Below are 25,936 nucleotides of genomic sequence, written 5' to 3'. Positions count from 1 at the left end.
GCTACGAGTCTGCCGTCGCCAGCTCGGACAGGTTCATCGCCATCGCGTGGTGGACCGCGGGGACCCAGTCCAGCGCGCGCAGGGCCGTGTTGCGCAGGGAGCGCAGCGGGCCGTTGCCGACCGTCGCGATCCTCGTCATCCGGTGGGTGAAGGCGACCACGTCCTCGGCGACGGGACGGCGCTCGGTCCCGTACGTGTCCAGGATCGTCTCGGGAGCGCCGTCGCGCAGCACGGCGGTGAGCTTCCCGGCCAGGGAGAGGGCGTCCTGGATGCCGGTGTTCATGCCCTGGCCGCCGGCCGGGCTGTGGACGTGGGCCGCGTCGCCGGCCAGGAAGATCCGGCCCGCGCGGTAGCGCTCGGCCAGGCGGTGGTGGACGCGGAACCGCGAGCTCCAGACGAGGTCCGTGACCGTGGCCGGGTTGGTACGCGGCCCGCGGGCGTCGAGGAGCGACTGGATGTCGGCGATGCCGGGACGCTCCGGAGCCTCCTCGACCGTCGCGACGATCCGGTGGCGGCCGCCCGGCAGCGGCGCGACGACGGTCACCCCTTCGGGGGCGAAGTAGAGAGCGACCTCGTCGGTGGGACCCGCCCAGTCGAGGCGGACGTCGGCGAGCACGAACGACTGGGCGTAGGTGTCGCCCGTGAACGCGATCCCGGCCTGCTCGCGCACCGTGCTGTGCATGCCGTCGGCGCCGACGGCGTACGAGGCGCGGATCTGGCGGCCGTCGGACGTCGTGGCGGTGACCCCGGCGGCGGTCTGCTCGACGGCCGTGACCGCGTACGGGCGGTGGACGGTGCCGCCCGCGGCCCGGAGCCGGTCCAGCAGCACCTGCTCGGTGATGTCCTGGGGCACCAGCAGCGTGTACGGGAAGTCGGTCGGCAGCTTGTCGAAGGCCACGGTCAGCAGGACCCGGTCGCGGTCGCGTACGGTGAAGCGGGGCACGGTGACCCCCCTCGACACCAGCTCGTCGCTGACGTCGATCGCGCGCAGCACCTCCAGGGTGCGGGCGTGCACGACCGCGGCCCGCGAGGTGTTGGCGCCGCTCGCCGCCTTGTCCACCAGGACGGCGTCCACGCCCTGCCGGGCCAGCGAGGTGGCCAGGGCCAGGCCGGCCGGGCCCGCGCCGACGATCAGGACGTCCGTGCCGGCCGGAAGTTGTGCGTTCATACCGCGAAATCCCCTTGTCTCAGTAGTAGTTGCGCATCAGTTCGGTCGCCCAGGCCGGCTGTACGGTCTCGCCCTGCGGCCCGAACTCCGCCATGTAGGGCTTGAGATCGAGGACCGGGCTGCCGTCGATGGCGTCCAGACCGCGTACGCGCACGTCGAGGCCGTCCACGGCGAGCAGGCGGCAGCGGGAGACCCCCAGCCTGTTCGGCCGGTTCTTGGCCCGCTGCGCGAAGATGCCCACCGGCGGCCAGTCCGGATTGCCCCTCGGGCGGCGGGCCGCGGTGTGCACCGACTCCGGGTCCACCAGGTGGAAGAGGAACACCACCTCCAGGTGCGAGAACGCGTCCAGCCCCGCCAGGGAGTCCGGCTGGAACTGCGTCCCGTCGAGGCGGATCACCGCTTCCTCGGTGTTCCAGTCGTCGTCGAACGCCTCGGTGCGCCCGCCCACGACGGTGCCCACCGGTTGCAGGGTGACGGCGTGCTCCACGGCTTCCTCCAATGTCGGGTTTCCGCTCACGACCGTACGGGCCGGGGCTCGCGGGTGAATAAGTCACGATGACCGGGTTGCTCGCGGGCGGCGGAGGCCGCTTAGGTAGGGTCGGGGCATCATGATCGGGCGAAACGCCGAGATCGCCCTACTCAGCGGGCTGATCGCCGAGTCCGGGACCGGCCGGGGCAATGCCGTCGTCGTGTACGGAGAGGCCGGGATCGGCAAGTCGGCGCTGCTGGCGGAGGCCGCGCGGGCGGCGGGCGACGACGTGCTGGTGCTGCGGATCACCGGCGTGGAGGCCGAGGCCGAGCTGCCCTTCGCCGCCCTGCACCTGCTGCTGCGGCCGGCCCGGCACCTCGTCGCGGGGCTCCCCGAGGCGCAGCGGGCGGCCCTGCTCGGCGCGTTCGGCGAGAGCCAGGGCGGGGCCCAGGACCGCTTCCTCGTCGGGCTCGCGGTGCTGACCCTGCTCGCCGAGCTCGCCGAGGAACGTCCCCTGCTGTGCCTGATCGACGACGTGCAGTGGCTGGACCGCGCGTCGGCGGACGCGCTGGTGTTCGCGGCGCGCAGGCTGGGGGCCGAGCGGATCACCATGATCCTGGCCGCCCGCGACGACGGTGCGCAGCCGCCCGTGCAGGGCGTCCCGGAGCTGCGGCTCGCCGGTCTCGGCCGGGCGGACTGCGAGCGGCTGCTCGCCGGGTCGGCCGCCGATCTGGTGCCCGAGGCACGGGACCGGGTGATCGAGGAGGCCGAGGGCAACCCGCTCGCGCTCCTGGAGTTCGCCGCGGCCCTCGTCCCCGAGCAGCGGGCGGGCCGGCTGGCTCCGCTGCCCCTGCAGGCGCCCAGGCTCCCTCTGCCCGGACGGCTCGAACAGTCGTTGCGTGCCGCCATCCGGCGGCTCCCCGAAGCCACGCAGCTGCTGCTCCTGGTCGCCGCGGCCGAGGGCTCGGGCAGCCTGGAGCTCGTCCTGCGGGCCGCGGAGGGCTTCGGGGCCGGGCTGCCCGACCTGGAGCCGGGCGAGCGCCACCACCTGGTACAGATCTCCGACGGCCGGCTGCGCTTCCGCCATCCCCTGGTCAAGACCGCCGCGTACCACGAGGCGCCGCTCGCCCGGCGGGTGGCCGCCCATCGCGCGCTGGCGGACGCCCTCGACGGCGACGAGCACGCCGACCGCAGGGCCTGGCACCTGTCCGCCGCCGCCGTCGGTCCCGACGAGGAGATCTCGGACGTGCTGGCGGCGGCCGGAGAGCGGGCCCGGCAGCGGGGCAGCCACGCGTCGGCCGCGACGGCGTACGAGCGGGCCGCGCAGCTCACCGTCGATCAGGGCCGGCGGGCCCGCCGGCTGGCCGCCGCCGCCGAGTCGGCGATGGGCGCCGGGCAGCTGGCCCGCGCCGGCGCCGCGGCCGACCGGGGCCGGCGGCTGACCGGGGACCCCGTGGTGCTGGCCCGGCTGGTCGCCGTGCGGGCCGCGGTCGACTCCGAGCACGGGAGCCCGACGCCGGCGGCGCTGATCGACGCGGCCGCCGGCATCGCCCGCACCGCGCCGGCCGACGCCGCGTCCCTGCTCGCGACCGCCGCCGCCGAGGCCTGGTTCGCGGGTGACCACGCCGCGCTCGGGCGGGCCGCGGAGCTGCTGGAATCCGTCGTGCCCGGCGACGACCCCGTGGCCGGAACGGTACGCGGCATGGAGCGGGTGGCAGCCGGCGACCCGGCCGCGGGGCTGCCGCTCATGCGCGCCGCCATCTCGCCGCGCGCCGCCACGGACCCGGTCGCCGGTACGTACGCGGTGTTCGGCGCGTTGATGACCGGCGACGACGAGGCGGCCTGCGAGCTGGCCGCGGCCCGCGTGGCCGCCTGCAGGGAGCAGGGCCTGATCGGCGCGCTGCCGCATGCTCTGCAGCTCCTCACCCAGGCGCAACTCCTGCGGGGAAGGCATGCGGAGGCGGCGGAGTCGGGCGCCGAGGCCTGGCGGATCGCCCACGACACCGGGCAGGCGGGGCGGCTGCGGCACCTGCACGGCATCCTGGCGTGGCTCGCCGCCGTCGAGGGCGAGGACGACACGTGCGTACGGCTCGCCGGCCAAGCCGACGGCGCCGCACGGGAACGCCACGGATCGGGGTGGGGCGGCTGCGCGCTGATCCTGCTCGACCTGGTACGAGCGCGGTACGACGCGGCGGCCGAGCGGATGGCGCGGATCCTCGACGGCCCGCTCGGTCACACCGTGATCGTCACCTTCGCCATGGCCGACCACGTCGAGGCCTGCGCCCGGCTGGGCGACCCGGGCCGGGCGGCCGAGGCGTTCGCCCGGTTCGACGCCTGGGCGGCGGCCAGCGGACGGCCGGGCGCCGCCGCCGTCGCGCATCGCTGCCGCGCTCTCCTCGCCCCGCGCGGCGAGGCCGAGGCCCACTACGGCGCGGCGCTCGAGTGGCACGCCCGGGGCGGGCGGGTGTTCGAGCACGCCAGGACGGAGCTGCTGTACGGCGAGTGGCTGCGGCGGGCCCGCCGGCGCTCCGACGCCGGGGCGCAGCTGCGATCGGCGATGGGCCGCTTCGCCGCGCTGGGCGCCGCTCCCTGGGCCGAACGGGCCCGTACGGAGCTGGCCGCGACCGGCGCCCGCGCCGACCTGCCGGAGCTCGGCGTGGCGGCGAAACCGCTCGACGCGCTGACCCCTCAGGAGCTGCAGGTCGTCCGGCTCGCCGCGACGGGCGCCACGAACCGGCAGATCGGCGCGCAGCTCTTCCTCAGCCCGCGGACGGTGGGATTCCACCTGTACAAGGCGTACCCGAAGCTGGGGATCTCCTCGCGCGCCGACCTGGCGGGCCTCGACCTGGGCCGTCCCGCCTAGGGCCGGCGCCCCGACCGTACGATCACCGTCACCAGCAGGGCCAGGGCGAACGCCGCGCCCAGCATGAAGAGGCCGAACCCGGCCAGCAGGTTCCAGTTGCCCAGGTCGGACAGGACCGGGAGAGTGGGGTCCACGTAGTACAGGACGATCCACGCGACGCCGACGAACCAGGACACGCCCATTGCCGCGGCCAGGCGGCGGGCCAAGCGATTGGTCGGCGCGACACGAGCTTGGAGATCGGACACCGGCATCACCCCTGTTCGGTGGATCCAGCGTAACGCGATCAGGAGCAGAGCAGGCGGGCGATCGTCAGGTCGGTGATGAGGACGTTGACCCAGCCGCCCTCGATCGCGGCCTTGATCGCGGAGAGCTTGCGCATGCCGCCCGCGACCCCGACCCGGCGCTCGACGGCGCGGAAGGTCGGCGCGTCGATGCCGATGACGCGCTGGTCGAAGCCCGAGTCGACGGGTTTGCCCGTGGCGTCGAAGAAGTGCAGGCAGACGTCGCCGACGGCGCCGAGCCCGCGCAGCTCCTCCTGGTCGGCCTGGCTGACCGCGTTGCCGCTGCTGAGCAGCAGGGGCGAGGGCTCCAGGCTGCCGATGCCGACCAGCACGACGGTCAGGTCGTGCCACTGCGCCTGCACGTCCTTCACGCTGGGGTCCTCCAGCAGCGCGTCGCGGATCGCGGTGGTCGCGACCACTCCGGGCAGGGGCACGAAGATCGGCCGGGCGTAGGTGAGGTTGGCCAGGCGGGCGACCAGCCGGGTGGCGTGCACCTGCGCCTCGGGGCTGCCGACCCCGCCGACCAGCTGGATGACGCGGTCGGCGACCTGGGAGTTCTTCTGCGGCAGGCGTTCGACCGTGGCCAGCAGGGTCTCGCTCCAGGAGGAGATGCCGATCACGTCGCCGCCGGTGAAGGTGACGCCGAGATAGGCCGCGGCCGCCGAGGCCAGCGGCGGGATCACGTCGTCCTGGTAGTCCTCGACGTCCACGACCACGGCGTCGCGCAGCCCGTAGCGCCGCTGCAGCTCCTCCTCCAGCTCGGTGTGCACCCCTTCGGGGAGCGTGACCACCGTGCGGACCATGCCCCGCGTGACCGCCTCCTTGAGCAGGCGGGACACGCGGGGCTGGGAGATGTTGAGCGTGGCGGCGATCTCGGGCTGGCGCATGTTCTGCTCGTGGTACATGCGCGCGACCCGGGCCAGGAGGCGCAGGTGATCCTTGGTCGTGTCGCGCCTACGTTCCGCGTTCTGGACCACCGCGTACTCCTTTCTATTCACTCCTGAATGAAGCCTATTGTCCGAACCACCGTGGCGGAGACGCCGGCGAGGTCACTTCCTGGCGAACACCCCGAACTCGTCGGCGTTGTCGGCCGTGACGAGCTCGCAGTCGATGGACTGCTTCTCGTCCTTGCCCGTCTTGCCGGTCTTGATGAACTGGTCGGCCTGGTCCACGGCGCTGGTGGCGCCGAGCGCGGCGGGCTGCAGCCCGGTGGCGTGCATCTCGCCCGCCTTGATGGCGGCGATGGCGTCGGGGCTGCCGTCGAAGCCGACGACCACGACCTTCTTCAGCAGTCCCGCGGCCTTCAGCGCCGCGACCGCGCCCAGGGCCATGGTGTCGTTGCCGGCGATGACGCCCTGGATGTCGCGGCTCTTCTGGATGATGGTCTCCATCTTGGTGAACGCCTCCTGCTGGTCCCAGTTGGCGCTCTCCTTGGCCACCGGCTTCATGTCCGGGTACTGGGAGATCACGTCGGCGAAGCCCTTGGAGCGGACGCTGGCGTTGGTGTCGGACTCCTTGCCGACCAGCTCGACGTAGTTGCCCTTGCTCTTCATGGCCTCCACGAACGACTGCGCGACCAGCTGGGCGCCCTGGGAGTTGTTGGAGACGATCTGGGCCTTGGCGACGCCGGTGGCGTTGATCTCCCGGTCGATCAGGAAGACCGGGATGCCGCCCTGCGCGGCCTTGCGGACCGGCCCGATGGAGGCATCGGCGCCCGCGTTGTCCAGGATGATCGCCTTGGCCTGGCGGGAGATGGCGGCGTCGATCAGCTCGCTCTGCTTGTTGGGGTCGTCGTCGTGGGAGGCCACGGACGTCTGGTAGCCGAGCTTTTCGGCCTGCGCCTTGGCCGCCTCGGCCTCTGCCTTGAAGAACGGGTTGTCGTGCGACGGGGTGATGATCGCGATCAGGCCGCCGGCGGCCGCGCCGCCGCTGCTCGCGGACGCGCTGGTGGCGGGTTGTTCCGCGCTGCCGCAGGCGGCCAGCGTGGTGCAACCGAGCAGGACGGAGAGTGCCAAAGTGACGATGCGGGTGGGGGGCATGGTGTCTCCTTGTCGTTCAGTCGTGCTTCTTGCTTGCGGCGACCGCCGCCGCGGCGGCTCCCCGTCGCTTGAATCGCTGCTGGCCCTGGTCGAGCATCACGGCGAGGATGATGACCGCGCCCTTGATGAGGATCTGCCAGAACGTCGACACGCCCAGGATCACCAGGCCGTCGGCGAGGAAGCCGATGACGAACGCGCCGACCAGGGTGCCGCGCACGGTTCCCCGGCCGCCGCTGAGCGCGGCGCCCCCGATGACCACCGCCGCGATGGCGTTGAGCTCGTACGTCTCCCCGGCCTGCGGGGCGGCCGAGGTGAGCTCCGAGGCGATGATGAGCCCGGCGACCGCCGCGCAGGCCCCGGAGATCACGTACACGATCGTCTTGACCCGCCGGATCGGCACGCCGGACAGGTCCGCGGCCCGCTCGTTGCCGCCGGTGGCGTACAGCCAGCGGCCGAACGGGGACTTGGCCAGCAGCAGCACGGCCGCCACGGCCAGCAGGATCATGATCCAGATGGAGGTGGGCAGGCCGAGCGGCCGCCCGCTGCCGAGCAGCTCGAAGCCGGTGTTGCCGAGCGCCGGGTTGCCGCCCAGGTTGGGGTAGGTGGCGCCGTTGGAGATGAGCATCGCCGCGCCGCGGGCCACGTACAGCATGCCGAGCGTGGCGATGAACGGCGCCACGTTGAAGCGGGTGACGAGGATCCCGTTGATCAGGCCGACCGCCATGCCGACCGCGACGCACAGCACGATCACCACCCACACCGGCGGGTAGGCGATCACGCCGCCGACGTGCAGACCCTGCAGGAGCTCGCCGGCGACCACCCCGGACAGGCCCACGATGGAGCCGACGGACAGGTCGATGCCGCCCTTGAGGATGACCAGCAGCATGCCGAGCGCGATCACGCCGTTGATGGCGACGTGCTTGGTCATCGTGATCAGGTTGGGGACGGTGAGGAAGGAGTCCGACAGCAGGCCGAAGATGACGATGAGCACGGCGAGCGCGATGAAGGCGCGCAGCTCGAAGGCCACGTTCAGCAGCGAGAGGCGGCGGGCCCGGGTGGCGGCCTGCTCCGGGGCCGCGGTGGTCGCCGTCGCCGTCATGACGAACCGTCCTGGGTTCCGCCGTCGGACACGCGCATCAGTTCCTCCCGGGTCAGCTCGCCGCGCCGAAACTCGCCGACGAGGGCGCCGCGGGCGAGCACGAGCAGCCGGTCGGGGATGTGCAGGGCCTCTTCGGCGTCGGATGTGGTGAACAGCACGGCCAGGCCCCGCCTGGCCTGGGCCGCCATCAGCTCGAAGATGTCGGCCTTGGCGCCCACGTCCACGCCGCGGGACGGCTCGTCCAGCAGCAGGACGCGCGGCCCGGTCAGCAGCGCCTTTCCGATGATCACTTTCTGCTGGTTGCCGCCGCTCAGCGACCCGATGGCCGCCTGGGCGCCGCTGGTCTTGACGGTGACGTCGGCGATGGTGCGGGTGACGGCGGCGCGCTCGCGCTCGTGGGAGACGAACAGGCCGCGGACGAACGTGCCGAGCGCGGACAGGGACAGGTTCTGCCCGACCGACATGGTCTGGACGAGGCCGTCGCGCTGGCGGTCCTCGGGCACCAGCACCACGCCCCGCTCGATGCGGTCGCGGATCCCGGCCTCGTGCAGGGGCGCGCCGTCCAGCAGGACCTCGCCGGAGGACGGCCGCAGGCGGCCGGCCAGCGTCTCCAGCAGCTCGGTGCGCCCGGAGCCCATCAGCCCGTAGACGCCGACGATCTCGCCCGCGCGCACGCTGAGCGACAGCCCGTTCACGGCCAGCCGGTCGGGGACGGCCGGGTCGGCCACGGTGAGCCGGCGCACGGCCAGCGCCTCCTCGCCGAGCACCGGCTCCCGGCTGGGGAACAGCGTGTCCTGGTCGCGGCCGACCATCTGCTCGACGATCCAGCGGATGTCGACCTCATCGGCCCGGGCCGTGGCGACCAGCCGCCCGTCGCGCAGCACCACGACGTCGTCGGCGATCTCCAGCGCCTCGTCCAGGTGGTGGGAGATGTAGACGACGGCGACGCCCGCGGCGGTCAGCTCCCTGATCACCCGGAAGAGCACGTCGACCTCGGGCGCGGTCAGGGCCGAGGTCGGCTCGTCCATGATGAGGACGCGGGCCTGCTGCAGCAGCGCGCGGGCGATCTCCACCAGCTGCTGCTGGCCGAGCCGCAGGTCGCCGACGAGCCGGTCCGGGTCGACGTCCTCCTCCAGCCGGTGCAGGACCGCGGCCGTGGCCTCGCGCTGTGCCTTGCGGTCGATGGAGCCGTACGCGGTGCGGACCTCGCGGGCCAGGAACAGGTTGTCCTGGATGCTGAGGTTGGGGCAGAGGCTGAGCTCCTGGTGGATGATGGAGATGCCCTGGTCGGCCGCGTCACGGGAGGAGTGCAGCCGCACGGGCCGCCCGTCGAGCTCGACATGGCCGGTGGTGGGCCGTTCGATCCCGGCCAGGATCTTCATCAGGGTCGACTTGCCGGCGCCGTTCTCGCCGAACAGCGCGGTCACGCGGCCGGGCGCCACGTCGAAGTCGACGCCCTTGAGCGCGTGCGTGCCGCCGTACACCTTGGTGACCTCGCCGGCCCGCAGGACCGGGCCGCTCATGAGATCGCCACCGGCGTGATCGTCACGGTCTGGGGTGTCAGCAGGGTGAACGCCCCGGTGACGGAGATCTGCTTGCCCTCCAGCCCGGCCGCGTCCAGCCCTTTGAGCAGTTTGTCGCGCAGCTGGTTGTTCAGGGCGGTGGCGGCGTCGGCGTACTCCACCTGGTTGGTGAACTGGCCGAACGTGATGAATCCCACCGCGTCGCGCAGCGCGGTGCCGTTGATGGCGGGTCCGATCTGCACGGAGACCCGGGTGCCGTCCGGCAGGCCCTTGACGGTGACGGGCAGCAGCCCGGACCTGGCCGCGCCGGCCTCGCCCGTCACCTTGACGGCGAAGGTGTAGGGGCCGGTGCCCTGGCGCTTGCCGTACTTCTGGCTCGCGGCGTCCCTGTCGGCGGCCAGGGCGTCGAGCAGGACGGGCAGGTCGACGGCGGCGCTCTTGACGGCGGGGACGATCTTGGCCTCGTAGTTCTGGGCCCCGAACGCGGCCGGGTCGAACTTCTTCGGAGCCGCCGCGGCCGCGGTCTCGGCGGTCCGGTACTCGGTGCTGACGGCCATGAGGACGACCAGCACGGCGACGGCCGCGGTGGTGATCCAGCGGATCGGGACGCGCCGACGGGGGGTCGGCGCCGTTGCTGTCATGTGCTGCTCCCTTCACCGGAGGGGCGGGATCTGCGCACGGCCTCGTGCCAGGCGGCTTTCCTGGCCGCGCGGTCCGTCTCGTCCAGGGCGGGCTCGAACCGGTCCGCGGGTCGCGGGCGCCGTTCCAGCTCGCCGAGCGTCCACAGCTTGGCCGCGAGCCCGGCGGCGTCGGCCACGCCGAGGCATGACAGGTCGTGCTCGCCGGAGCGGGCGACGGCCCGGCCGCTGACGTCGGCCTGGAACTGCATCAAGCGGGCGCTGCGGGTGAGCCCGCCGTCGGCCATGAGCACGCTCACCTGGCCGACGGCCTGATCGACGGCGGCCACCACGTCCTCGACCTGGAAGGCGACCGCCTCCAGGGCGGCGGCGACGAGCTGGGCCCGGCGGGTGGCGAGCGTCAGCCCGATGATGACGGGGCTCGCGTCCGGGTCCCACCAAGGGGCGCCGAGGCCGCCGAAGGCGGGCACGAAGTGGACGTTGCCCGGGTCTGCGGCCTCGGCCAGCAGCACGTCGGCGGGCACGTCGAACAGCTCCGCCAGCCAGCTGACGGTGCGACCGGTCGCGCGGATGTTGCCCTCGACGGCATGAACAGGACCGTCCCCGAGGTCCCAGGCGATGCTGCGGCACAGGCCGGGCGCCTCCGGAGGGCCGCCGATGGCCATCACCGAGGAGCCGGTGCCGTAGGTGGCCTTCACCACCCCGGGCCGCCAGCCGGCATGGGCGAACATCGCGGCGTGCGAGTCGCCCATGACCGCCAGCACCGGCACCCCGTCGGGCAGCGGCGCGAGGTCGCGGACGGCGGGGAAGGCGCCGCAGGAGGCGACCACCCTCGGCAGCACCTCGGCCGGCACCCCGAACAGCTCCAGCAGCCGCGGGTCCCACTCCCCGGTCCCGACGTCGAGCAGCTGGGTGCGCGAGGCGTTGCCGACCTCGATGACGTGCTCGCCGCCCAGGCGGCTGAGCAGCCAGGAGTCGACGGTGCCCAGGCACAGCTCGCCCGCCCGGGCCCGGCGCCGGTCCGGATCGTACGCGTCGAGCAGCCAGCGGGCCTTGAGCGCGGAGAACATCGGGTCCAGCGGCATCCCGCTCACCGACCGCACCAGGCCGGCGGCCCCGGTGGCGGCCAGCTCGTGGCACTGGGCGGCGGTGCGCTGGTCCTGCCAGCTGATCAGCGGCCCGACCGGCTCGCCGGTGCGGCGCTCCCACAGCACCAGCGACTCGCGCTGGTTGCTGAACCCCACGCCGGCGACCCGGGCGGCCTGGTCGGGGCCGACGCACTCGGCGACCGCCCGCCGTACGCTCTGCCACAGCTCGTCGGCGGACTGCTCGACCCAGCCGGGGCGGGGCTGGCTCTCGGCCACCGGTACGACGGCGCGGGAGACGACGCGGCCGCCCTCGTCCACGAGCAGCGCCTTGGTGGAGCTGGTGCCCTGGTCGATGGCCAGGATGAGCGGGCTAGCCATGGCGCAGCAGGTCCTTGACGGCGCTGACGATGCCGTCGGCGGACAGGCCGAAGTGGTCGAGCAGGAAGGCGGTGTCGCCGGTGGGGGCGAACACGCGGGGCACGCCGAGGATGCGCATGGGGACGGGGTGGCGGGTGACGACGGTGGCGGCGACGGCCGCGCCGAGCCCGCCGCTGACGGTGGCCTCCTCGGCCGTGACGATGCCGCGGGTCTCCCGCGCGGCGGTCACGATGGCCTCCTCGTCCAGCGGGTCGAGGAAGGGCATGTTGAGAACCCGCAGGTAGACGCCCTCCTCGCGGAGCCGGGCGGCCGCCTGCAGCGCGCGGGAGGTCAGCGAGCCGATGGCGATCACCGTGGCGTCGTCGCCGTCGGCGAGCAGCACCGCCCTGCGCGGCTCGAAGGGCGCGCCCTCCGGCGTGACCACGGGCACCTTGAACCGCGGGATGCGCACGTAGCTGGGCCTGCCGGAGGCCGCCGCCCAGCGGACGGCGGCGCGGGTCTGGACGGAGTCGGCCGGGACGATCACGTCGAGCCCGGCGACCGCGCGCATCCAGGACAGGTCCTCGATCGAGTGGTGGGTGGGGCCGAGCTCGCCGTAGGCCATGCCCGGGCTCTGCCCGCAGAGCACGACGTGCGCCTCGCTGTAGGCGACGTCGGCCTTGATCTGCTCCAGGGCGCGGCCGGTGAGGAACGGCGCCGCCGCGCACACGAACGGGATCTTGCCGGCGTTGGCCAGCCCCGCGCCGACTCCGACGAGGTCCTGCTCGGCGATGCCGACGTTGATCAGCCGGTCGGGGAAACGCTCCCGGAAGCCGACGAGGTTGCTGGAGCCCACGGAGTCGTTGCAGACGGCCACGATCCGCTCGTCCTCGGCAGCCAGGGCCAGGAGCTCCGCGGCGAAGTCCTGGCGGCAGTCGAAGGCGGTCTGCTGGTCGGTCACGGTCATCGTGCCAGCTCCGCGAGGGCCGCTTCGACCTGGTCGGGGCTCGGCACCTTGTGGTGCCACTCCACGCGGTCCTCCATGAACGACACTCCCTTCCCCTTGATCGTGTGGGCGATGACGGCGACCGGCCTGCCGGTCGACGAGCCGCTCATCGCCTGCAGGAGGGCGAGGTGGTCGTGGCCGTCGACCTCGCGTACCTCCCAGCCGAAGCTGCGCCATTTGTCGTCCAGCGCCCCCAGGGCGTTGGTGTCCTCCGTCCTGGCGCCCTGCTGCAGCCGGTTGCGGTCGATGACGGCGGTCAGCGACGACAGGCCGTGGTGGGCGGCCGCCATGGCCGCCTCCCAGTTGCTGCCTTCCTGCAGCTCCCCGTCGCCGAGCACGACGAACGTGCGCCAGTCCGCGCCGTCGAGCTTGGCGGCCAGCGCGCACCCGGTGGCCACGGGCAGACCGTGCCCGAGCGCGCCGGTGTTGGTCTCGATGCCGGGGACCTTGATGCGGTTGGGGTGACCGTTGAGCGCCGACAGCGGGGCCATGAAGGTGTCCAGCTCGGCCTCGGGGAAGAAGCCGCAGTGGGCGAGGGTCGAGTACAGGGCGGCGGCGCAGTGTCCCTTGCTCAGCACGAAACGGTCGCGCCCGCTCCACCGCGGACGTTCGGGATCGACGGACAGCACGCCGTAGAAGCAGGTGACCAGGATGTCGGTGACCGACAGGTCACCCCCGACGTGCCCCAGCTGGGCACGGTCGATCATGCGGATGATGCTCCGGCGCACCTCCGTGGCCAACTGGTCCAGCTCCGCGGCCGCGGTGTGCCGGTCGGCCCGGCGAATCCGCTCGGCCGCCTGGCGATAGACGGCCGAACGCGTCGGATCGGCAGCAAGCAACATCATCACCGGGCCACGTCTTGAATATCTATTCCAATATGACTAGGCATATTTTGAAGCTAAGGCCGCCATCGCGTTCATGTCAATGAGGTGCGGAAGCTTGCGACTCGCCTGCTTCTTGACGGCTGTATGTCGCCGACGTTACATTCCGCTCGAATAGACAGGCGGTATTGAATAGCTATTCAATCGCCTCCAGCCCTCTGGAGAGGCAATGAACATCCCAAGCAAAGCGGCAGCTCTGGCAGCGTCTGCGCTGCTCCTGACCGCCTGCAGCGGCCGAGTCCAAGACAACACCAGCGCGACCAGCGGGGGGCAGGTCAAGCTGAGCTGGTGGATGGTCACGCAGAACGCGGACACGGCGAACGCCGCGTTCAAGTCGATTATCGGCGACTTCGAGAAGCAGAACCCGAACATCAAGGTAGATCTTCAGTACCGCGCCGTAGATGCGCACAAGGACGCGCTGCGCACCACGGCCGGCAGTAGCTCCGGCCCGGACATCTACTACAACTGGGCCGGGCCCGGCCTCGGCGGCGAGCTCGTCAAGTCGGGCGTGAGCCTCGACCTGAGCAAGTACTACCAGCAGTACAAGTGGGCCGACCGGTTCAACCCGTCGACCCTGGCGGCGTACAAGCAGTACGGCGGCTACCACGGAGTGCCCTGGACGCAGCGCACCGAGGTCGTCTACTACCACAAGGACCAGTTCGCCAAGGCGGGCATCAGCGCGCCGCCCACCACGTACCAGGAGTGGGCCACGGCGGCGCAGAAGCTCAAGGACGCCGGGCTCACGCCGATCACCATGGGCGGCAAGGACAACTGGCACGTCATGCGCCTGCTGGACACGTTCATCGAGACCAACTGCGGCGCCGAGCTGGGCGACAAGCTCAACACCCGCGCGACGAGCTGGGCCGGCCAGCCGTGCGTGGACAAGTCCTTCGAGCAGCTCAAGCAGTGGTCGGGCAACTACTTCAACAAGGGTTTCGCCGGCCTGCCGGTGGCCGAGGCGGGCGCGATGTTCCACTCGGGCAAGTCGGCCATGCAGCTCGAGGGTGACTGGTTCACCCAGCAGAACATCGACGCCGGCGACGACCAGAACAACGTGGGCGTCTTCCCGATGCCCACGGGCACCGACCGGCTCTACGGCTTCTCCGAGGGCATGTACATCAGCAAGTCGAGCAAGCACCCGGACGAGGCCGCCAAGTTCCTGGACTTCTTCACCTCCGCCGCCGTGGAGGGCAAGTACCTGGGCGTCTTCTCCTCGGTCCCGGTGAACAAGGACACCAAGGGGGAGAACCCGCTCGCGCCGATCAACACGCAGATCGCCGAGCTGACCGGCAAGGCCAAGGGGTTCTTCCTCAACAACGACCAGAACTTCCCCACCGACGTGACGACCGAGTACTGGCGCATCCAGAACGGGGTCACCAGCGGCTCGATCGCCCCCAAGGAGGCGGGCGCGCTGCTGCAGAAGTTCATCGACACCCACAAGGACTGACCAGCCGTGACCGGCCGGGGGGACCGCTCCCCGGCCGGTCCGATCACCCGAGGAGGAGCGGCCTTGGCCACCGTGTCCACCGCCCCGACCACGTCACGACCCACCCACCCCTCGCACCGCCCCCGCACGCCACGCCGCGGCCTGCCCATCCTGGGCGCGCTGCCGTTCCTGGCGCCCGCGCTGGCGCTCTACGGGATCTTCCTGCTGTTCCCCATCGTCTCGGCGATCTACCTCAGCTTCGTGCGGTGGAACGGCTTCCCCACCGTGCCGCAGATCTGGGCCGGACTGGCGAACTACCAGGACATCTTCACCAACGACACGGTCTTCCACACCGCCCTGCGCAACAGCGTCATCTGGGTCGTGCTCTCGCTCGTCGTGCCCACGGTGCTCGCCCTGCTGCTCGCCCTGGCGCTCAACAACCGGCTCCTCGGCCGCAACCTGCTGCGCTCGGCGTTCTACATCCCGGCCGTGCTGGCCTCGATCGCCGTGGCGACCATGTGGACGTGGATCTACAACCCGAACTCCGGCCTGGTCAACAGCACGTTGACGTCCCTCGGCCTGTCGTCGTGGATCCAGGACTGGCTCGGCGACCCGCAGATCGCCCTCTACTCCGTCTTCGTCGCCTTCGTCTGGCAGACGACGGGCTTCTCGATGGTGCTGTTCCTGGCCGGGCTGCAGACGGTGCCGGCCGACCTGGTCGAGGCGGCCAAGCTCGACGGCGCCTCCGCCTGGCAGACCTTCCGGAACGTCACCCTCCCGGCGCTGCGGCCGACCTTCACCGTCGTCCTGGTGCTCACCGTGATCAGCTCGCTCAAGGTGTTCGACCTCATCGTCGGCATGACCAACGGCGGCCCGGCCCAGTCGAGCCAGGTGCTGGCCCTGTGGTCCTACAGCCAGTCGTTCATCAACCACAACTTCGGAGGGGGCAACGCGCTGGCCGTCGTGCTCCTCGTGATCACCCTGGCGCTCGTCCTGCCGTACCTGATGTGGACCTTGAAGGAGGACGAGCGATGAACGCGGTCCGCCGTGCCAACTACCCGCTCATCGGGCTGTGGATCGCGCTGGTCGTCTGCGCGCTCATCTGGCTCGCGCCGTTCGCCTTCATGGTGCTGACCTCGCTGAAGTCCACGGCCGACATCGGCCGCTCGTCCATCTGGGCGCTGCCGGAGGTGTGGCGGTGGGACAACTACGCCGCCGCCGCGGAGCGGGGCGAGCTGTGGACCGTGGCCAAGAACAGCGCCTACATCGCGCTCATCAAGGTGCCGCTCGGCCTGATGATCTCGGCCGCGGCGGCGTTCGCCATCGCGCGGCTGCGCTTCAAGCGGCAGCGGATCCTGCTCATCGTGATCACCCTGGGCGCGATGGTGCCGGTGCAGGTCGCCATCGCCCCGATGTTCACCACGCTGTCGAGCATGGGGCTGCTGAACTCCACCAACGGGATCATCCTGCCCTACCTGGCCTTCGGCATCCCGTCCCAGGTGTTCTTCCTGTACGGGTTCTTCCGCTCCCTGCCCCGCGAGCTCGACGAGGCCGCCCGCATCGACGGCTCGGGGAACTGGCGCCTGTTCGTACGGGTCATCCTGCCGCTGGCCAAGCCCGCGCTGGCCGCGCTGTTCATCCTGGACTTCGTCGCCACCTGGAACGAGTACGGGATGGCCCTGGTGCTGCTGCAGGACCAGGACGCGCGTACGGTGCCGCTGGCGCTGCAGGCCTTCCAGTCGCAGTTCGCCTCGAACTACGGGCAGCTCAACGCCTTCATCATCATGTCCATCCTCCCGGTCCTCATCGTCTATCTGATGTTCCAGCGCTTCTTCACACAAGGCGCCCTCGCCGGCGCGATCAAGGGATAGGAGACCATTCCGTATGGCAGCAGAACCACTGTTCGGCGCCGGGCTCTGGCACTTCGGGCAGTTCCGCGACCGTTATGCCACGGACGGGTACGGCCCGCCCGTCTCCACGCTGGAGGCGATCGACCGCGCGGGCCAGGTCGGCAGCCTCTCCGTGGTCGACATCAACTACCCGTTCAACCCCGCCGACCTCGACGTGGACCAGCTGGAAGACCGGCTGAAGGCCAACGGGCTGCGGGCCATCGCGCTGACGCCGGAGATCTACACCAGGAAGTTCGCCCGCGGCGGCTTCACCAACCCCGACCCCGAGATTCGGCGCGCGGCCATCGAGCTGGTCAGCGAGTCCGCCGACCTGGCCCGCCGCCTCGGCTGCGACTACGTCAAGCTCTGGCCCGGCCAGGACGGCTGGGACTACCCCTTCCAGGCCGACTACAAGGCGCTGTGGCAGATGTCCATCGACGCCGTCCGCGAGCTGGCCCAGCGCCACCCCGATCTGCGCTTCGCCATCGAGTACAAGCCGCGCGAGCCGCGTAACCGCATGACCTTCTCCTCGGCCGCCCGCACCCTGCTGGCCATCGAGAAGATGGACGTGCCCAACGTCGGCATCCTGCTGGACTTCGGCCACTCCCTGTACGGCCTCGAGTCCCCGGCCGACGCGGCCCAGCTCATCCTCGAACACGACCGGCTCTACGCCATCGACGTCAACGACAACTTCCGCGGCTGGGACGACGACATGGTGGTGGGCTCCATCCACCTCGTCGAGACCTTCGAGTTCTTCCACACCCTGCGCCAGGCCGGGTGGCAGGGCGTCTGGCAGCTCGACCAGTTCCCCTTCCGCGAGGACTCGGTGGAGGCCGCCCGCGCCGGCATCGAGGTCATGCGGACGATCTGGCGGGCCCTGCAGGTCCTCGACGTGGACGCCCTCGCCGAGGCGCAGGCCCGCCAGGACGCCCTGGCCGCGCAGCGCATCGCGCGCAAGGCGCTGCTCAGCGCCCAGGTGGACGGCTGATGGGCGACGTGACGCGCGTCGGGGGAGCCTGGCGCGAGGTGGAGATCACGCTCACCGCCTCGGCCGACCTCCCCGACGCCTACACCGCCGTCGAGGTGTGGGCGGACTTCACCCACGACACCGGGCTGTCCCTGCGCAGGCCGGCGTTCTACGACGGCGGCCGCACGTGGCGGATCCGGTTCAGCTCGCCGCTGGCGCACGGCCGCTGGCACTGGACCACCGACGCGTCCCTCGACGACCGCGGGCTTCGCGGGGCGGCCGGGATCATCGAGGTGGACGCCGCCGAACCGCCCGCGCACCGCTTCCGGCGGCACGGCTTCTGGACCATGTCGCCGGGCGGGCGCAGCCTCGTGCACGCCGACGGCACCCCGGCGATCATGGTCGCCGACACCGCCTGGGGTCTGCCCTGGCGGGCCACCGAGGAGCAGGTGCGCACGTACGCGGCCGACCGGCAGGCCAAGGGCTTCAACGCGGTGCTGCTGATGTCGGTCCAGCCCGACATGCGGGCCGTCGGCCCGCGCGACCGCTCCGCCGACGAGGGCTTCGACGTCGCCTTCGAGGACCTGCCCGGCGGGCACGTCAACGCGCTCAACCCCGCCTACTTCCAGTATCTGGACCGGCTCCTGGACATCCTGGTGGAGCACGAGATCGTGCCCGTGCTCCAGCCGGTCTTCCAGGGGTTCGGCTGGAAGGGGCTCGACGTGGCCGGCACGGTCGTACCTCCCGAGGAGTACGCCCGCTACTGCCGCTACCTGGTGGCCCGCTACGGCGCCCGCCCCGCGATCTACCTGGTCGGGGCCGACGGCTCCGGCCGCGAGCCGCAGATCGCGGCCGGCGGCGCCGAGGTCCACGCCTGGGACTGCTACGCCCAGCCCACCGGCATCCACTACCGCCCGCACGCCGACAACCGGGCCTGCCAGGACGCCGACTGGCTGGACTTCCAGTGGTGCCAGACCGGCCACGGCGGCGAGCACGTCCCCGAGCGGGTCGCGGTCATGCGGCGCGACACGCCCGTCAAGGCCGTCGCCAACGGCGAGCCCACCTACGAGCAGACCCGCAGCGTCACCAACGCCGCCGGCTGGTGGCAGGGCCACGAGGCGTGGAGCAACCTGTGCGCGGGCGGGGCCATGGGCGTCGTCTACGGCGCCGCGAACATCTGGCAGTGGAAGCTGCACGCCGACGAGCCCGGCCACGCGCCGTACTTCCTGGCCCCGTCGGGCGGCTGGCGCGAGTCCCTCGACTTCGAGGGCTCCACGTACGTCGGTCTGCTCGGCAAGATCCTGGACGGCCTGCCCACGACCGACATGGAGCCGGACTGGGAGACGTTCATCAGCCCGCGCTCCCTGCGCGTGCCCGGCCGAATGCACGTGGTCTACCAGGAGCACGGCGGCGCGCTGCGCCCGACGAGCGAGGACGGCCTGCCGACCGCCTACCGCGTCGTCGACCCGCGCACCGGCGACGTCGTCGCGAGCGGCCGGCGCCGGCCCGGCGAAGCCGTCGAGGACGAGCGGCAGGTGGCCCGCGTGGTCATCTTCTGCGACGAACAGGACGGATGATGACCCGCCGCCACGCCTTGGAGGGGGTGTGGCGGCGGGGATCAGGCGATCGCCTGGTAGGCGGTGGTCCAGAAGTCCTTGTGGAGGCGGGGGGTGTGGACGGAGTCCATCGCGCTCTGGGTCAGCAGGATGCCGACCAGGTCCTCGGCCGGGTCGGCGTACCCGGTGGTGCCGAGTCCGCCGTCCCAGCCGAACTGGCCCGGCGAGGCCAGGTCGCGGCGGTGGGTGCGGACCGCCAGGCCGAACCCGTATCCGCCGTGCCGGCCGAAGTGGTCGCCGAACGCGTCCTTCTCGACCTTCTGCCCCGGCGTCAGGTGGTCCGTCGTCATCAGCTCGACCGAGGCCCGCGACAGGACGCGCGCGCCACCGAAGGCGCCCTTGCCCAGGAGCATGCGGAAGAAGGCGTGGTAGTCGTCGACGGTCGAGACCAGCCCGTCGCCGCCGGCCTGGAAGAGCGGCGGGCGGCTGTATTTACCGCCGGCGGCCTCGTCCCAGACGACCGGTTCGCCGTTCTCGGGGTTGTGCGCGTAGCTGGTGGGCAGGCGGTGGATCCGGTCGGCGGGCACGTGGAAGCCGGTGTCCTTCATGCCGAGCGGCCCGAACAGCCGCTCGCGCAGGAACTCCTCCAGCGGCTGCCCGCTCACCCTGGCCACGAGCACGCCGAGCACGTCGGAGCCGACGTGGTACTGCCACAGCTCGCCCGGCTGGCGCATCAGCGGCAGCGTGCCGAGCCGGCGGATCCACTCGTCCGGCCCGAAGTCCGGCGAGGTGGTGTCCAGGCCGAGCTCGCGGATCGCGGTCTGGATCGGGTACGTGTCCGGCGCGGCCAGCACCACCCCGAACCCGAAGGTGAACGTCAGCAGGTCGCGCACGGTGATCGGCCGGGCCGCGGGGACCGTGTCGTCCAGCGGCGCGTCGATGCTCCTGAGCACCTGGCGGTCGGCCAGCTCGGGCAGCCACTCGTCGACCGGGTCGTCCAGCCGCAGCCGGCACTCCTCGACCAGGATCATCACCGCGGCGGCCGTGATCGGCTTGCTCAGCGACGCCATCCGGAAGAGCGTGTCACGCCGCATCGGCTCGGTGCCGCAGGCGTGCAGGGTCCCCAGGGCCTCGACGTGCGTCTCGTCGCCCCTGCCGACCAGCGCGACCAGCCCGGGTACGCTCCCGGACCCGACATGTCCGGCCAGCACGTGCCGCATCCGGTCCAGCCCCGCCTGTGACAGGCCGGGCCGCTCGTGCACGTCCCACCGGCCCTTGGTGTCCCAGGTGCCCTTCATGTCCCAACTGGTGTTCGTGGACATCGTCATCTCCCCGCGCTGCGTACGGCGTTCCCTCTTGCGAACACTGTACTCAGAAGGAACGGTGTGCGCAACGAGGAAACGCCGTACGGCGCGCGGGGCGGTCAGGCGATCCGGAGGCCCGCCGGGCTGAAGATCGACGCGGCGAGGCTCTGGACGAACCGAGCGAGCAGTGCCTCAAGGAGCATCATCGCGGCCTTGGCGAGCAGGGAGGCCAGGAATTCGGACAACTCTCTACCTCTTCATTGAAACTACGCTTCAAGTCACATTGGGGTAGAAAGATGTATATACGGTGAGAAACCGGATGTCCATAGGGTGAACTCCAGATGACTATCCCTGGGCGTTCGACCGTTCGATCATGGTGGTCACCCAGGCCGTGGCCCCGGCGCACCCGAGCGCGATCCCCCACGCCAGCGGCCCCACCGGCTGGCAGCCGAAGAGCTGGCTGAGACCGGGCACGGAGACGATCACGCCCAGCGCCGCCAGGGACGACACCGAGGCGAGCACCACCGTGCGATCCCCGCCGCCCAGCGCCAGCGTCTGCAGCAACTGCGCCGCCACCAGGCCGATGAGCCCCACCGTATCGGCCCGGCCCCGGGTGCCGGTCATCCGGGCCAGCACCCAGGCCGCGCCCGCCGCCACGGCCGTGGTGATGGCGCGCAGGTAGATGTCCCTGGTCAGCGCGGCTCCCAGCGACGCCTCCGGGCCCTCGGCCAGGAGTTTCTCCGGGCTCGCGGCACTCGGCGGCCGGATGGCCACCGCCATCGCGGGCAACATGTCGGTGAGCAGGTTGACCAGCAGGAGCTGGCGGGCGTTGAGCGCGCTGCGCCCGGTGAGCAGGCTGGAGCCGAGGGTGAAGGCGATCTCCCCGACGTTGCCGCCGAGCAGGATGCCCAGCGCGTCGCGCACGGAGGTCCACATCGCCCGGCCCTCCACGATCGCGTCGATGATCGTCTCGATGCGGTCGTCCACCACGACGATGTCCGCGGCGGCCCTGGTGGCCGGCGCGGCGCGCGACCCGAGGGCCACGCCCACGTCGGCGAGCCGGATCGCGGGCACGTCGTTGGCGCCGTCGCCGGTCACGGCCACGACCTTGCCGGCCTTGCGCCAGCAGGTGACGATCCGGGCCTTGTGCTCGGGCGTGACCCGGGCGAACACCGCCACCTTCGGCAGTTCCTCGGCCAGCGCCTCGTCGTCCAGCTGCTCCAGCTCCGGGCCGGTCATCACGCGCAGGCCGTTCAGGACGCCGATCTCCGCGGCGATGGCCTCCGCGGTGCTGGGGTGGTCGCCGGTGAGCATGGCGACCCGCACGCCGGCCCGCATCAGGTCCTCCACGCTGCGCTTCGCCGTCGGGCGCACCGGGTCCGCCAGGCCCAGGAACCCGAGGAAGCACAGGTTCTCGATGCGGGACTCGTCGAGGTCGGCGCGGCTCGAGGCGGGGCGCTCGGCGACGGCGAGCACGCGGTAGCCGCGCAGGGCCAGCCGGTCCACCTCCTCCTCCAGCTGCCGCCTCATCCGATCGTCCAGCGGTACGGTCTCCCCGTCGACGACGATGCTCGTGGAGCTGGTGAGCACGATCTCGGGAGCGCCCTTGACGCTCAGTAGCTGTCCCGCCTCCGACCGGCCGAGGACGGCGTGGTAGCCGCGGGCCGGCTCGAAGGGGAGCTCGTCCACGCGGTGCCACGTACGCAGGCCGTACCTCGGGGTGACGCCGAGCTTGCCGGCGCCCTCCACGATCGCGCGGTCCGTGGGGTGCGGGATGGCCCGCCCGCCCTCGAACCTGGGCCCCGCGCGCAGCGCCGCGCCCACGATGGCCCGCAGCTCCGGCGTGGCCTCCTCCACCGACTGCTCGGCCCGGCCGTCCGACACCCGCCGCAGGCTGATGTGGCCTTCGGTGAGCGTTCCCGTCTTGTCGAAGCAGAGCACGTCCACGCGGCCCAGCGCCTCGATCGTGGACGGGTTGCGCACCAGCGTGTTGTGCGCCGACAGCCGCTTGGCCGAGGCCAGCTCGGCCGCGGTGGCGACGAACGGCAGCCCTTCGGGGACCGCCGCCACCATCATGCTCACCGCCGGGGCGAGCGCCTGCGACAGCGGCGAGCCGCGTACCAGCTCGACGACCATCAGGAGCAGGCCGGAACCGAGAGCCGCCGGGAGGATCCGGCGGCTCAGCGCGCGCAGGCGCAGCTCGACCCCGCTCGGCGGCGGGCCCTCCTGGCTGAGCCTGGCCGTCCTGCCCGCCTCGGTGGCCGCTCCGGTCGCCACGACCACGGCGTACCCGTGGCCCGCCGCGACGGTCGTGCCCTCGTAGACCATCGAGGTGCGGTCCGCGACGGCGGGCGCCGCGGTCGGCGTGTCCGTCTTGGAGACGAGCTGCGACTCGCCGGTGAGGGTGGACTCGTCGATCTCCAGCCCGGCCGCCTGGATGAGCCGCCCGTCCGCCGGTACGGCGTCGCCGGCGCGCAGCTCGATCACGTCCCCGGGAGCCAGGTCGTCGGCGAAGCCCGCCACGGCGCCCGTGGGCCGGCGGATCCGTACCCGGATGGCGGTGGTCTCGGTGAGGCGATGCAGCGCCCGCGCGACGTTGCGCCGCTGCGCGCCGCCGAGGACGGCGTCCACCACCATCACGCCGCAGATGAGCACGGCGTCCAGCGCGGAGCCGAGCCCGGCCGACACGCCCGCGCCCGCTGCGAGGACCGGGCTCAGCGGGTTGGCCAGCTCGTGCAGGGTCGCGCTGAGCAGGGATTCGGGGCCCGCCGCAGCGGGCCGCGCCGGGCCCGTCCTGCGGCGTGCGGCCTCCGCCTCGCTCAGCCCCTCGGGCGAGGTGGCGAGCCGGGCCAGGACGTCGCGGGCCGCCATGGCGTGCCAGGGCGTGTGGTCGGCGAGGATCGGCGCGGGCCTGCTCCCGGCGCTGCGCCCCATCCACTCACCGACCGTGAGGGTGGCGAGCGCGGTGCAGTCGCGTGCCAGGTTGGCGCGTCCGATGGCGAGCGTGGCGGGGCCGAGGAGCGCCAGGCCGGTGCCGACGACCGAGCCGGCGGCCGCCACGAGGACCCCGCGGACGCTCGCCTTCCTGGCCGACGACAGGCACTGCAGCAGCAGGTGCACGCCTTCGAGCCCGCCCATCACGTCGGCGTCCCAGGGGACGCGCCGCGCCCCTTCGAGCACCCCGATGCCCAGGTCGGCCTGGCGCAGCCCGCTGCGCCCCCGCTGCGAGACCACGGCCACGGCGTGGCCCTCCGACTGCAGCGCCCGCACGGACGCGCCCAGCCGCGGCCCGTTCTGGACCACGCGGTCCATGCGCAGCCGCTTGGCGAGGGCGGGCTCCCCGCCGGCCAGGACCATGTCGCAGGTGCCCCGTGCCGCCGCGACCAGGGCCTCGGCGAGCGGATGCAGCTCGGGGACCAGCTGGACCAGGGCGATCGGCGTCCCGTCGCGTTTGACCATGACGGTGGTACGGTCCTGCGCCCCATGGGGCTCGACGCTCCACCCGTCGCGCTCGCGCCGGACCGAAGGGTCGGCGAGGTCGATCAGCGCGTAGAGCCGGGTGTACAGATCGTCGCCGTCCACGTCGGGGCCGAGCGAGGTCACGTCGTCGATCGCCCACGCGCCCGTGGTGAGCAGGGCGGCGTCGAGGACCACGGTGTCGATGCGATCCATGCGGACGAGGACGTCGCGGTTGAGCACGATCGTGTCGCGCCCGGCGAGGCCGCGCGCGACGGCGCTGGCGAAGGCCTCCCTGCCGAGGTTCGCGGCCTTGGGGATGCCGGCGATCAGCACGGACAGGCCCCGCTCGCGGTCGCTGCTGAGCACCGTGGTCAGGCCGAGCCCTGCCAGCGACACCGCGCTGGCGGCGTCGGCGTACCGCTCCACGGGCCCGCGGGGCAGCCGGCCCGGGCGCGGCGGCGCGGCGGCCCTGGTGTGGCGGTAGGCCCCCGTCACGGTCGCGAACTGCTCCTCGCGCTGTTCCCACGCCTTGAGCCCGGCACGCGAGTCGACGTACCGGCCGGCCGCGGCGACCGAGTCGATCAGCAGGGACATGGGCCGCATGGCCAGCGTGTGGGAGACGACCCGGGTCATCGCGATCACCGCGTCCGCGCCGGGCTTGCCGATGCGCTCCTCCAGCTCCCTGCGTACCAGGGGAGTGTGCTCGGCCAGCGAGAGGAGGCCGGGCACCGCCGCGGACAGCCGTGGGACACGGGCCAGCCGGCCGGCCAGGGCGAGCCCGGTGCCGGCCAGGTGCAGGCCGAGGCTGACTACGGAGCGGTCCTGCTGCTCCACGCCGTCCCGGGCGGGGGCCGGGGAGCCGTCCCCGTCCTCGGCCTCGTCGAGCTCCTCCACGACGGCCACGAGCTTGTCCATGTCGTCCGTCGTGACGTCGCAGGCCACGAAGACGCAGCCGAGCGCCCCGTTCACCTCGGCGCGCGGCACTCCCACCGCTTTGAGGCGGCCTTCCAGCTCGCGGGCGCGCCGCTCGGTGCGCGGGCCGCCGATGGTGCGCAGCTCGATACGAGCTCCGCCCGGGCACGGCTGAACCCGGCGGGAGCGCGGGAGGACGCTCCGCACCGGCTCCGGGAACATGTTGCGCAGCGTGCCAGCGTTGAGCAGGCCGAACAACGCCATGTGGTCTCCCGTCTACGGCGTCGTGGTCACCTGCTCGGTGCGGTGCTCTTTCGCCTGCTTGTCGAGCTCGAAGTCGAGGTGGTCTACCTGGTGGTGGTGCCGGAGGTCCCGGTCGCCTTGCGCGTGGTGCTTCTCGTGGTGCGGGTGCTCGTGGCGGCCCTGCGCCTCGTGGTGGTGCCGGTCGTCGTGGCCGGCTTGGCGGCGGCGCCTCTGGTCGTGCTCCGGGTGGTGCCGCCGGTGGCGGCGGTCGTGCCGCCGGTCGTGGCGGCCCTGCGCCTCGTGGTGGTGCCGGTCGTCGTGGCCGGCTTGGCGGCGGTGCCTCTGGTCGTGCTCCGGGTGGTGCCGCCGGTGGCGGCGGTCGTGCCGCCGGTCGTGGCGGCCCTGCGCCTCGTGGTGGTGCCGGTGGTCGTGCCGCCGGTTGTGGCGGCCCTGCGCCTCGTGGTGGTGCCGGTGGTCGTGGTCCCGGCAGCGCCGCGCCGGGTGGCGGTCGTGGCGCGCGTGGTCGTCCCGGTCGTGGCCCGCCTCCTCGGGGTCGTGGTCTCCTGGGCCGCGGGCTCCCTGGTCGGTGTGGTGGTCGCGCGCTGCCTCCCGAACGCGGCCCGCGGCAGACCCCGCCGGGCGAGGATCGTCCCGGCGCCGATGGCGGCCGCGACGGGCCATTCGAGCACCCCGACCGCGGCGAGCGCGCCGAGCGCGCCGTAATAGGCCATGCGTTCGGGCGGAGGGAGGAACGTCCGGGCGACGTCG

Annotated in this window: 21 protein-coding genes; 7 read left to right on the top strand and 14 right to left on the bottom strand. The window is 72.4% G+C overall.

Going from position 1 to position 25,936, the window contains the following annotated elements:
* Window position 1: 1 nt before the first annotated feature.
* Together ABZX61_RS24215 and ABZX61_RS24210 are read right to left on the bottom strand one after the other, a co-directional pair.
* The gene (locus ABZX61_RS24215; protein ID WP_355197757.1) at window positions 2-1,168 is read right to left on the bottom strand and encodes an FAD-dependent monooxygenase; all 1,167 of its coding nucleotides are present in this window, start codon (window positions 1,166-1,168) and stop codon (window positions 2-4) included.
* A gap of 19 nt (window positions 1,169-1,187) precedes the next feature.
* Window positions 1,188-1,655 (bottom strand): SAM-dependent methyltransferase, encoded by a 468-nt coding sequence (locus tag ABZX61_RS24210; protein WP_350726122.1) that lies wholly within the window; start codon window positions 1,653-1,655, stop codon window positions 1,188-1,190.
* Window positions 1,656-1,776: 121 nt separating this feature from the next.
* Between ABZX61_RS24210 and ABZX61_RS24205 the strand changes: the two genes are divergently transcribed.
* Entirely contained in the window at window positions 1,777-4,500 is a 2,724-nt protein-coding gene (locus ABZX61_RS24205; protein ID WP_355197754.1) for an AAA family ATPase, read from the top strand.
* Here ABZX61_RS24205 and ABZX61_RS24200 read toward each other — a convergent pair.
* The 9 genes from ABZX61_RS24200 to ABZX61_RS24160 all read right to left on the bottom strand — a co-directional run bounded on the left by ABZX61_RS24200 (window position 4,497) and on the right by ABZX61_RS24160 (window position 13,376).
* Window positions 4,497-4,745, bottom strand: coding sequence for a cell division protein CrgA (locus ABZX61_RS24200; protein WP_355197752.1), 249 nt, complete (start codon window positions 4,743-4,745; stop codon window positions 4,497-4,499). The two genes, ABZX61_RS24205 and ABZX61_RS24200, sit on opposite strands and share 4 nt — an antisense overlap.
* 38 nt (window positions 4,746-4,783) lie before the next feature.
* Window positions 4,784-5,758: a sugar-binding transcriptional regulator gene (locus tag ABZX61_RS24195; RefSeq protein ID WP_355197750.1), complete on the bottom strand. Its 975-nt coding sequence runs from the start codon at window positions 5,756-5,758 to the stop codon at window positions 4,784-4,786.
* A 72-nt stretch (window positions 5,759-5,830) separates the two neighbouring features.
* A complete protein-coding gene (locus ABZX61_RS24190) occupies window positions 5,831-6,820 on the bottom strand; it encodes a D-ribose ABC transporter substrate-binding protein (RefSeq protein ID WP_350726115.1) in 990 nt (329 codons plus the stop codon).
* Between the two features lie 16 nt (window positions 6,821-6,836).
* A complete protein-coding gene (locus ABZX61_RS24185) occupies window positions 6,837-7,919 on the bottom strand; it encodes an ABC transporter permease (protein ID WP_355197748.1) in 1,083 nt (360 codons plus the stop codon).
* Window positions 7,916-9,442 carry a sugar ABC transporter ATP-binding protein gene (locus tag ABZX61_RS24180; RefSeq protein WP_355197746.1) on the bottom strand — a complete coding sequence of 509 codons (1,527 nt, stop codon included), beginning with the start codon at window positions 9,440-9,442 and terminating at the stop codon, window positions 7,916-7,918. The genes ABZX61_RS24185 and ABZX61_RS24180 overlap by 4 nt, the downstream gene beginning before the upstream one ends.
* Complete coding sequence (locus ABZX61_RS24175) at window positions 9,439-10,083, bottom strand: DUF2291 domain-containing protein (RefSeq protein ID WP_355197744.1); 645 nt, start codon at window positions 10,081-10,083, stop codon at window positions 9,439-9,441. Before ABZX61_RS24175 ends, ABZX61_RS24180 begins: the two co-directional genes overlap by 4 nt.
* Entirely contained in the window at window positions 10,080-11,546 is a 1,467-nt protein-coding gene (locus tag ABZX61_RS24170) for an FGGY family carbohydrate kinase (protein WP_355197743.1), read from the bottom strand. The genes ABZX61_RS24175 and ABZX61_RS24170 overlap by 4 nt, the downstream gene beginning before the upstream one ends.
* Entirely contained in the window at window positions 11,539-12,492 is a 954-nt protein-coding gene (locus ABZX61_RS24165; protein WP_355197741.1) for a transketolase C-terminal domain-containing protein, read from the bottom strand. The genes ABZX61_RS24170 and ABZX61_RS24165 overlap by 8 nt, the downstream gene beginning before the upstream one ends.
* Window positions 12,489-13,376 carry a transketolase gene (locus tag ABZX61_RS24160; protein WP_355197739.1) on the bottom strand — a complete coding sequence of 296 codons (888 nt, stop codon included), beginning with the start codon at window positions 13,374-13,376 and terminating at the stop codon, window positions 12,489-12,491. Before ABZX61_RS24160 ends, ABZX61_RS24165 begins: the two co-directional genes overlap by 4 nt.
* 205 nt (window positions 13,377-13,581) lie before the next feature.
* On the opposite strand from ABZX61_RS24160, the gene ABZX61_RS24155 reads away from it, so the two are divergent.
* The 5 genes from ABZX61_RS24155 to ABZX61_RS24135 all read left to right on the top strand — a co-directional run bounded on the left by ABZX61_RS24155 (window position 13,582) and on the right by ABZX61_RS24135 (window position 19,271).
* On the top strand, window positions 13,582-14,859 hold the full coding sequence (locus tag ABZX61_RS24155; protein ID WP_350726099.1) for an ABC transporter substrate-binding protein: 1,278 nt from the start codon (window positions 13,582-13,584) through the stop codon (window positions 14,857-14,859).
* 72 nt (window positions 14,860-14,931) lie between these two features.
* Window positions 14,932-15,873: a sugar ABC transporter permease gene (locus ABZX61_RS24150; protein ID WP_355197849.1), complete on the top strand. Its 942-nt coding sequence runs from the start codon at window positions 14,932-14,934 to the stop codon at window positions 15,871-15,873.
* Window positions 15,870-16,709: a carbohydrate ABC transporter permease gene (locus tag ABZX61_RS24145; protein ID WP_350726097.1), complete on the top strand. Its 840-nt coding sequence runs from the start codon at window positions 15,870-15,872 to the stop codon at window positions 16,707-16,709. The genes ABZX61_RS24150 and ABZX61_RS24145 overlap by 4 nt, the downstream gene beginning before the upstream one ends.
* 13 nt (window positions 16,710-16,722) lie before the next feature.
* Window positions 16,723-17,715 carry a sugar phosphate isomerase/epimerase family protein gene (locus ABZX61_RS24140; RefSeq protein WP_350726095.1) on the top strand — a complete coding sequence of 331 codons (993 nt, stop codon included), beginning with the start codon at window positions 16,723-16,725 and terminating at the stop codon, window positions 17,713-17,715.
* A complete protein-coding gene (locus ABZX61_RS24135) occupies window positions 17,715-19,271 on the top strand; it encodes a DUF4038 domain-containing protein (protein WP_355197737.1) in 1,557 nt (518 codons plus the stop codon). The genes ABZX61_RS24140 and ABZX61_RS24135 overlap by 1 nt, the downstream gene beginning before the upstream one ends.
* A 41-nt stretch (window positions 19,272-19,312) precedes the next feature.
* Here the strand turns inward: ABZX61_RS24135 and ABZX61_RS24130 are convergent, their stop codons facing one another.
* The 3 genes from ABZX61_RS24130 to ABZX61_RS24120 all read right to left on the bottom strand — a co-directional run bounded on the left by ABZX61_RS24130 (window position 19,313) and on the right by ABZX61_RS24120 (window position 25,189).
* Window positions 19,313-20,572, bottom strand: a complete 1,260-nt coding sequence (locus ABZX61_RS24130; protein ID WP_355197735.1) for a serine hydrolase domain-containing protein — start codon at window positions 20,570-20,572, stop codon at window positions 19,313-19,315.
* 101 nt (window positions 20,573-20,673) lie between these two features.
* Complete coding sequence (locus tag ABZX61_RS24125; protein ID WP_350726089.1) at window positions 20,674-20,799, bottom strand: hypothetical protein; 126 nt, start codon at window positions 20,797-20,799, stop codon at window positions 20,674-20,676.
* 100 nt (window positions 20,800-20,899) lie between these two features.
* Window positions 20,900-25,189 carry a cation-transporting P-type ATPase gene (locus ABZX61_RS24120; RefSeq protein ID WP_355197733.1) on the bottom strand — a complete coding sequence of 1,430 codons (4,290 nt, stop codon included), beginning with the start codon at window positions 25,187-25,189 and terminating at the stop codon, window positions 20,900-20,902.
* 42 nt (window positions 25,190-25,231) lie between these two features.
* Between ABZX61_RS24120 and ABZX61_RS24115 the strand changes: the two genes are divergently transcribed.
* A complete protein-coding gene (locus ABZX61_RS24115) occupies window positions 25,232-25,891 on the top strand; it encodes a hypothetical protein (protein ID WP_355197731.1) in 660 nt (219 codons plus the stop codon).
* The last annotated feature ends 45 nt before the right edge of the window (window positions 25,892-25,936 follow it).

This window comes from Nonomuraea sp. NPDC003709 (assembly GCF_040610775.1).
In the GTDB taxonomy this organism is placed as follows: Bacteria; Actinomycetota; Actinomycetes; order Streptosporangiales; family Streptosporangiaceae; genus Nonomuraea; species Nonomuraea angiospora_A.
This window is presented reverse-complemented; position numbering and strand designations above follow the sequence as displayed.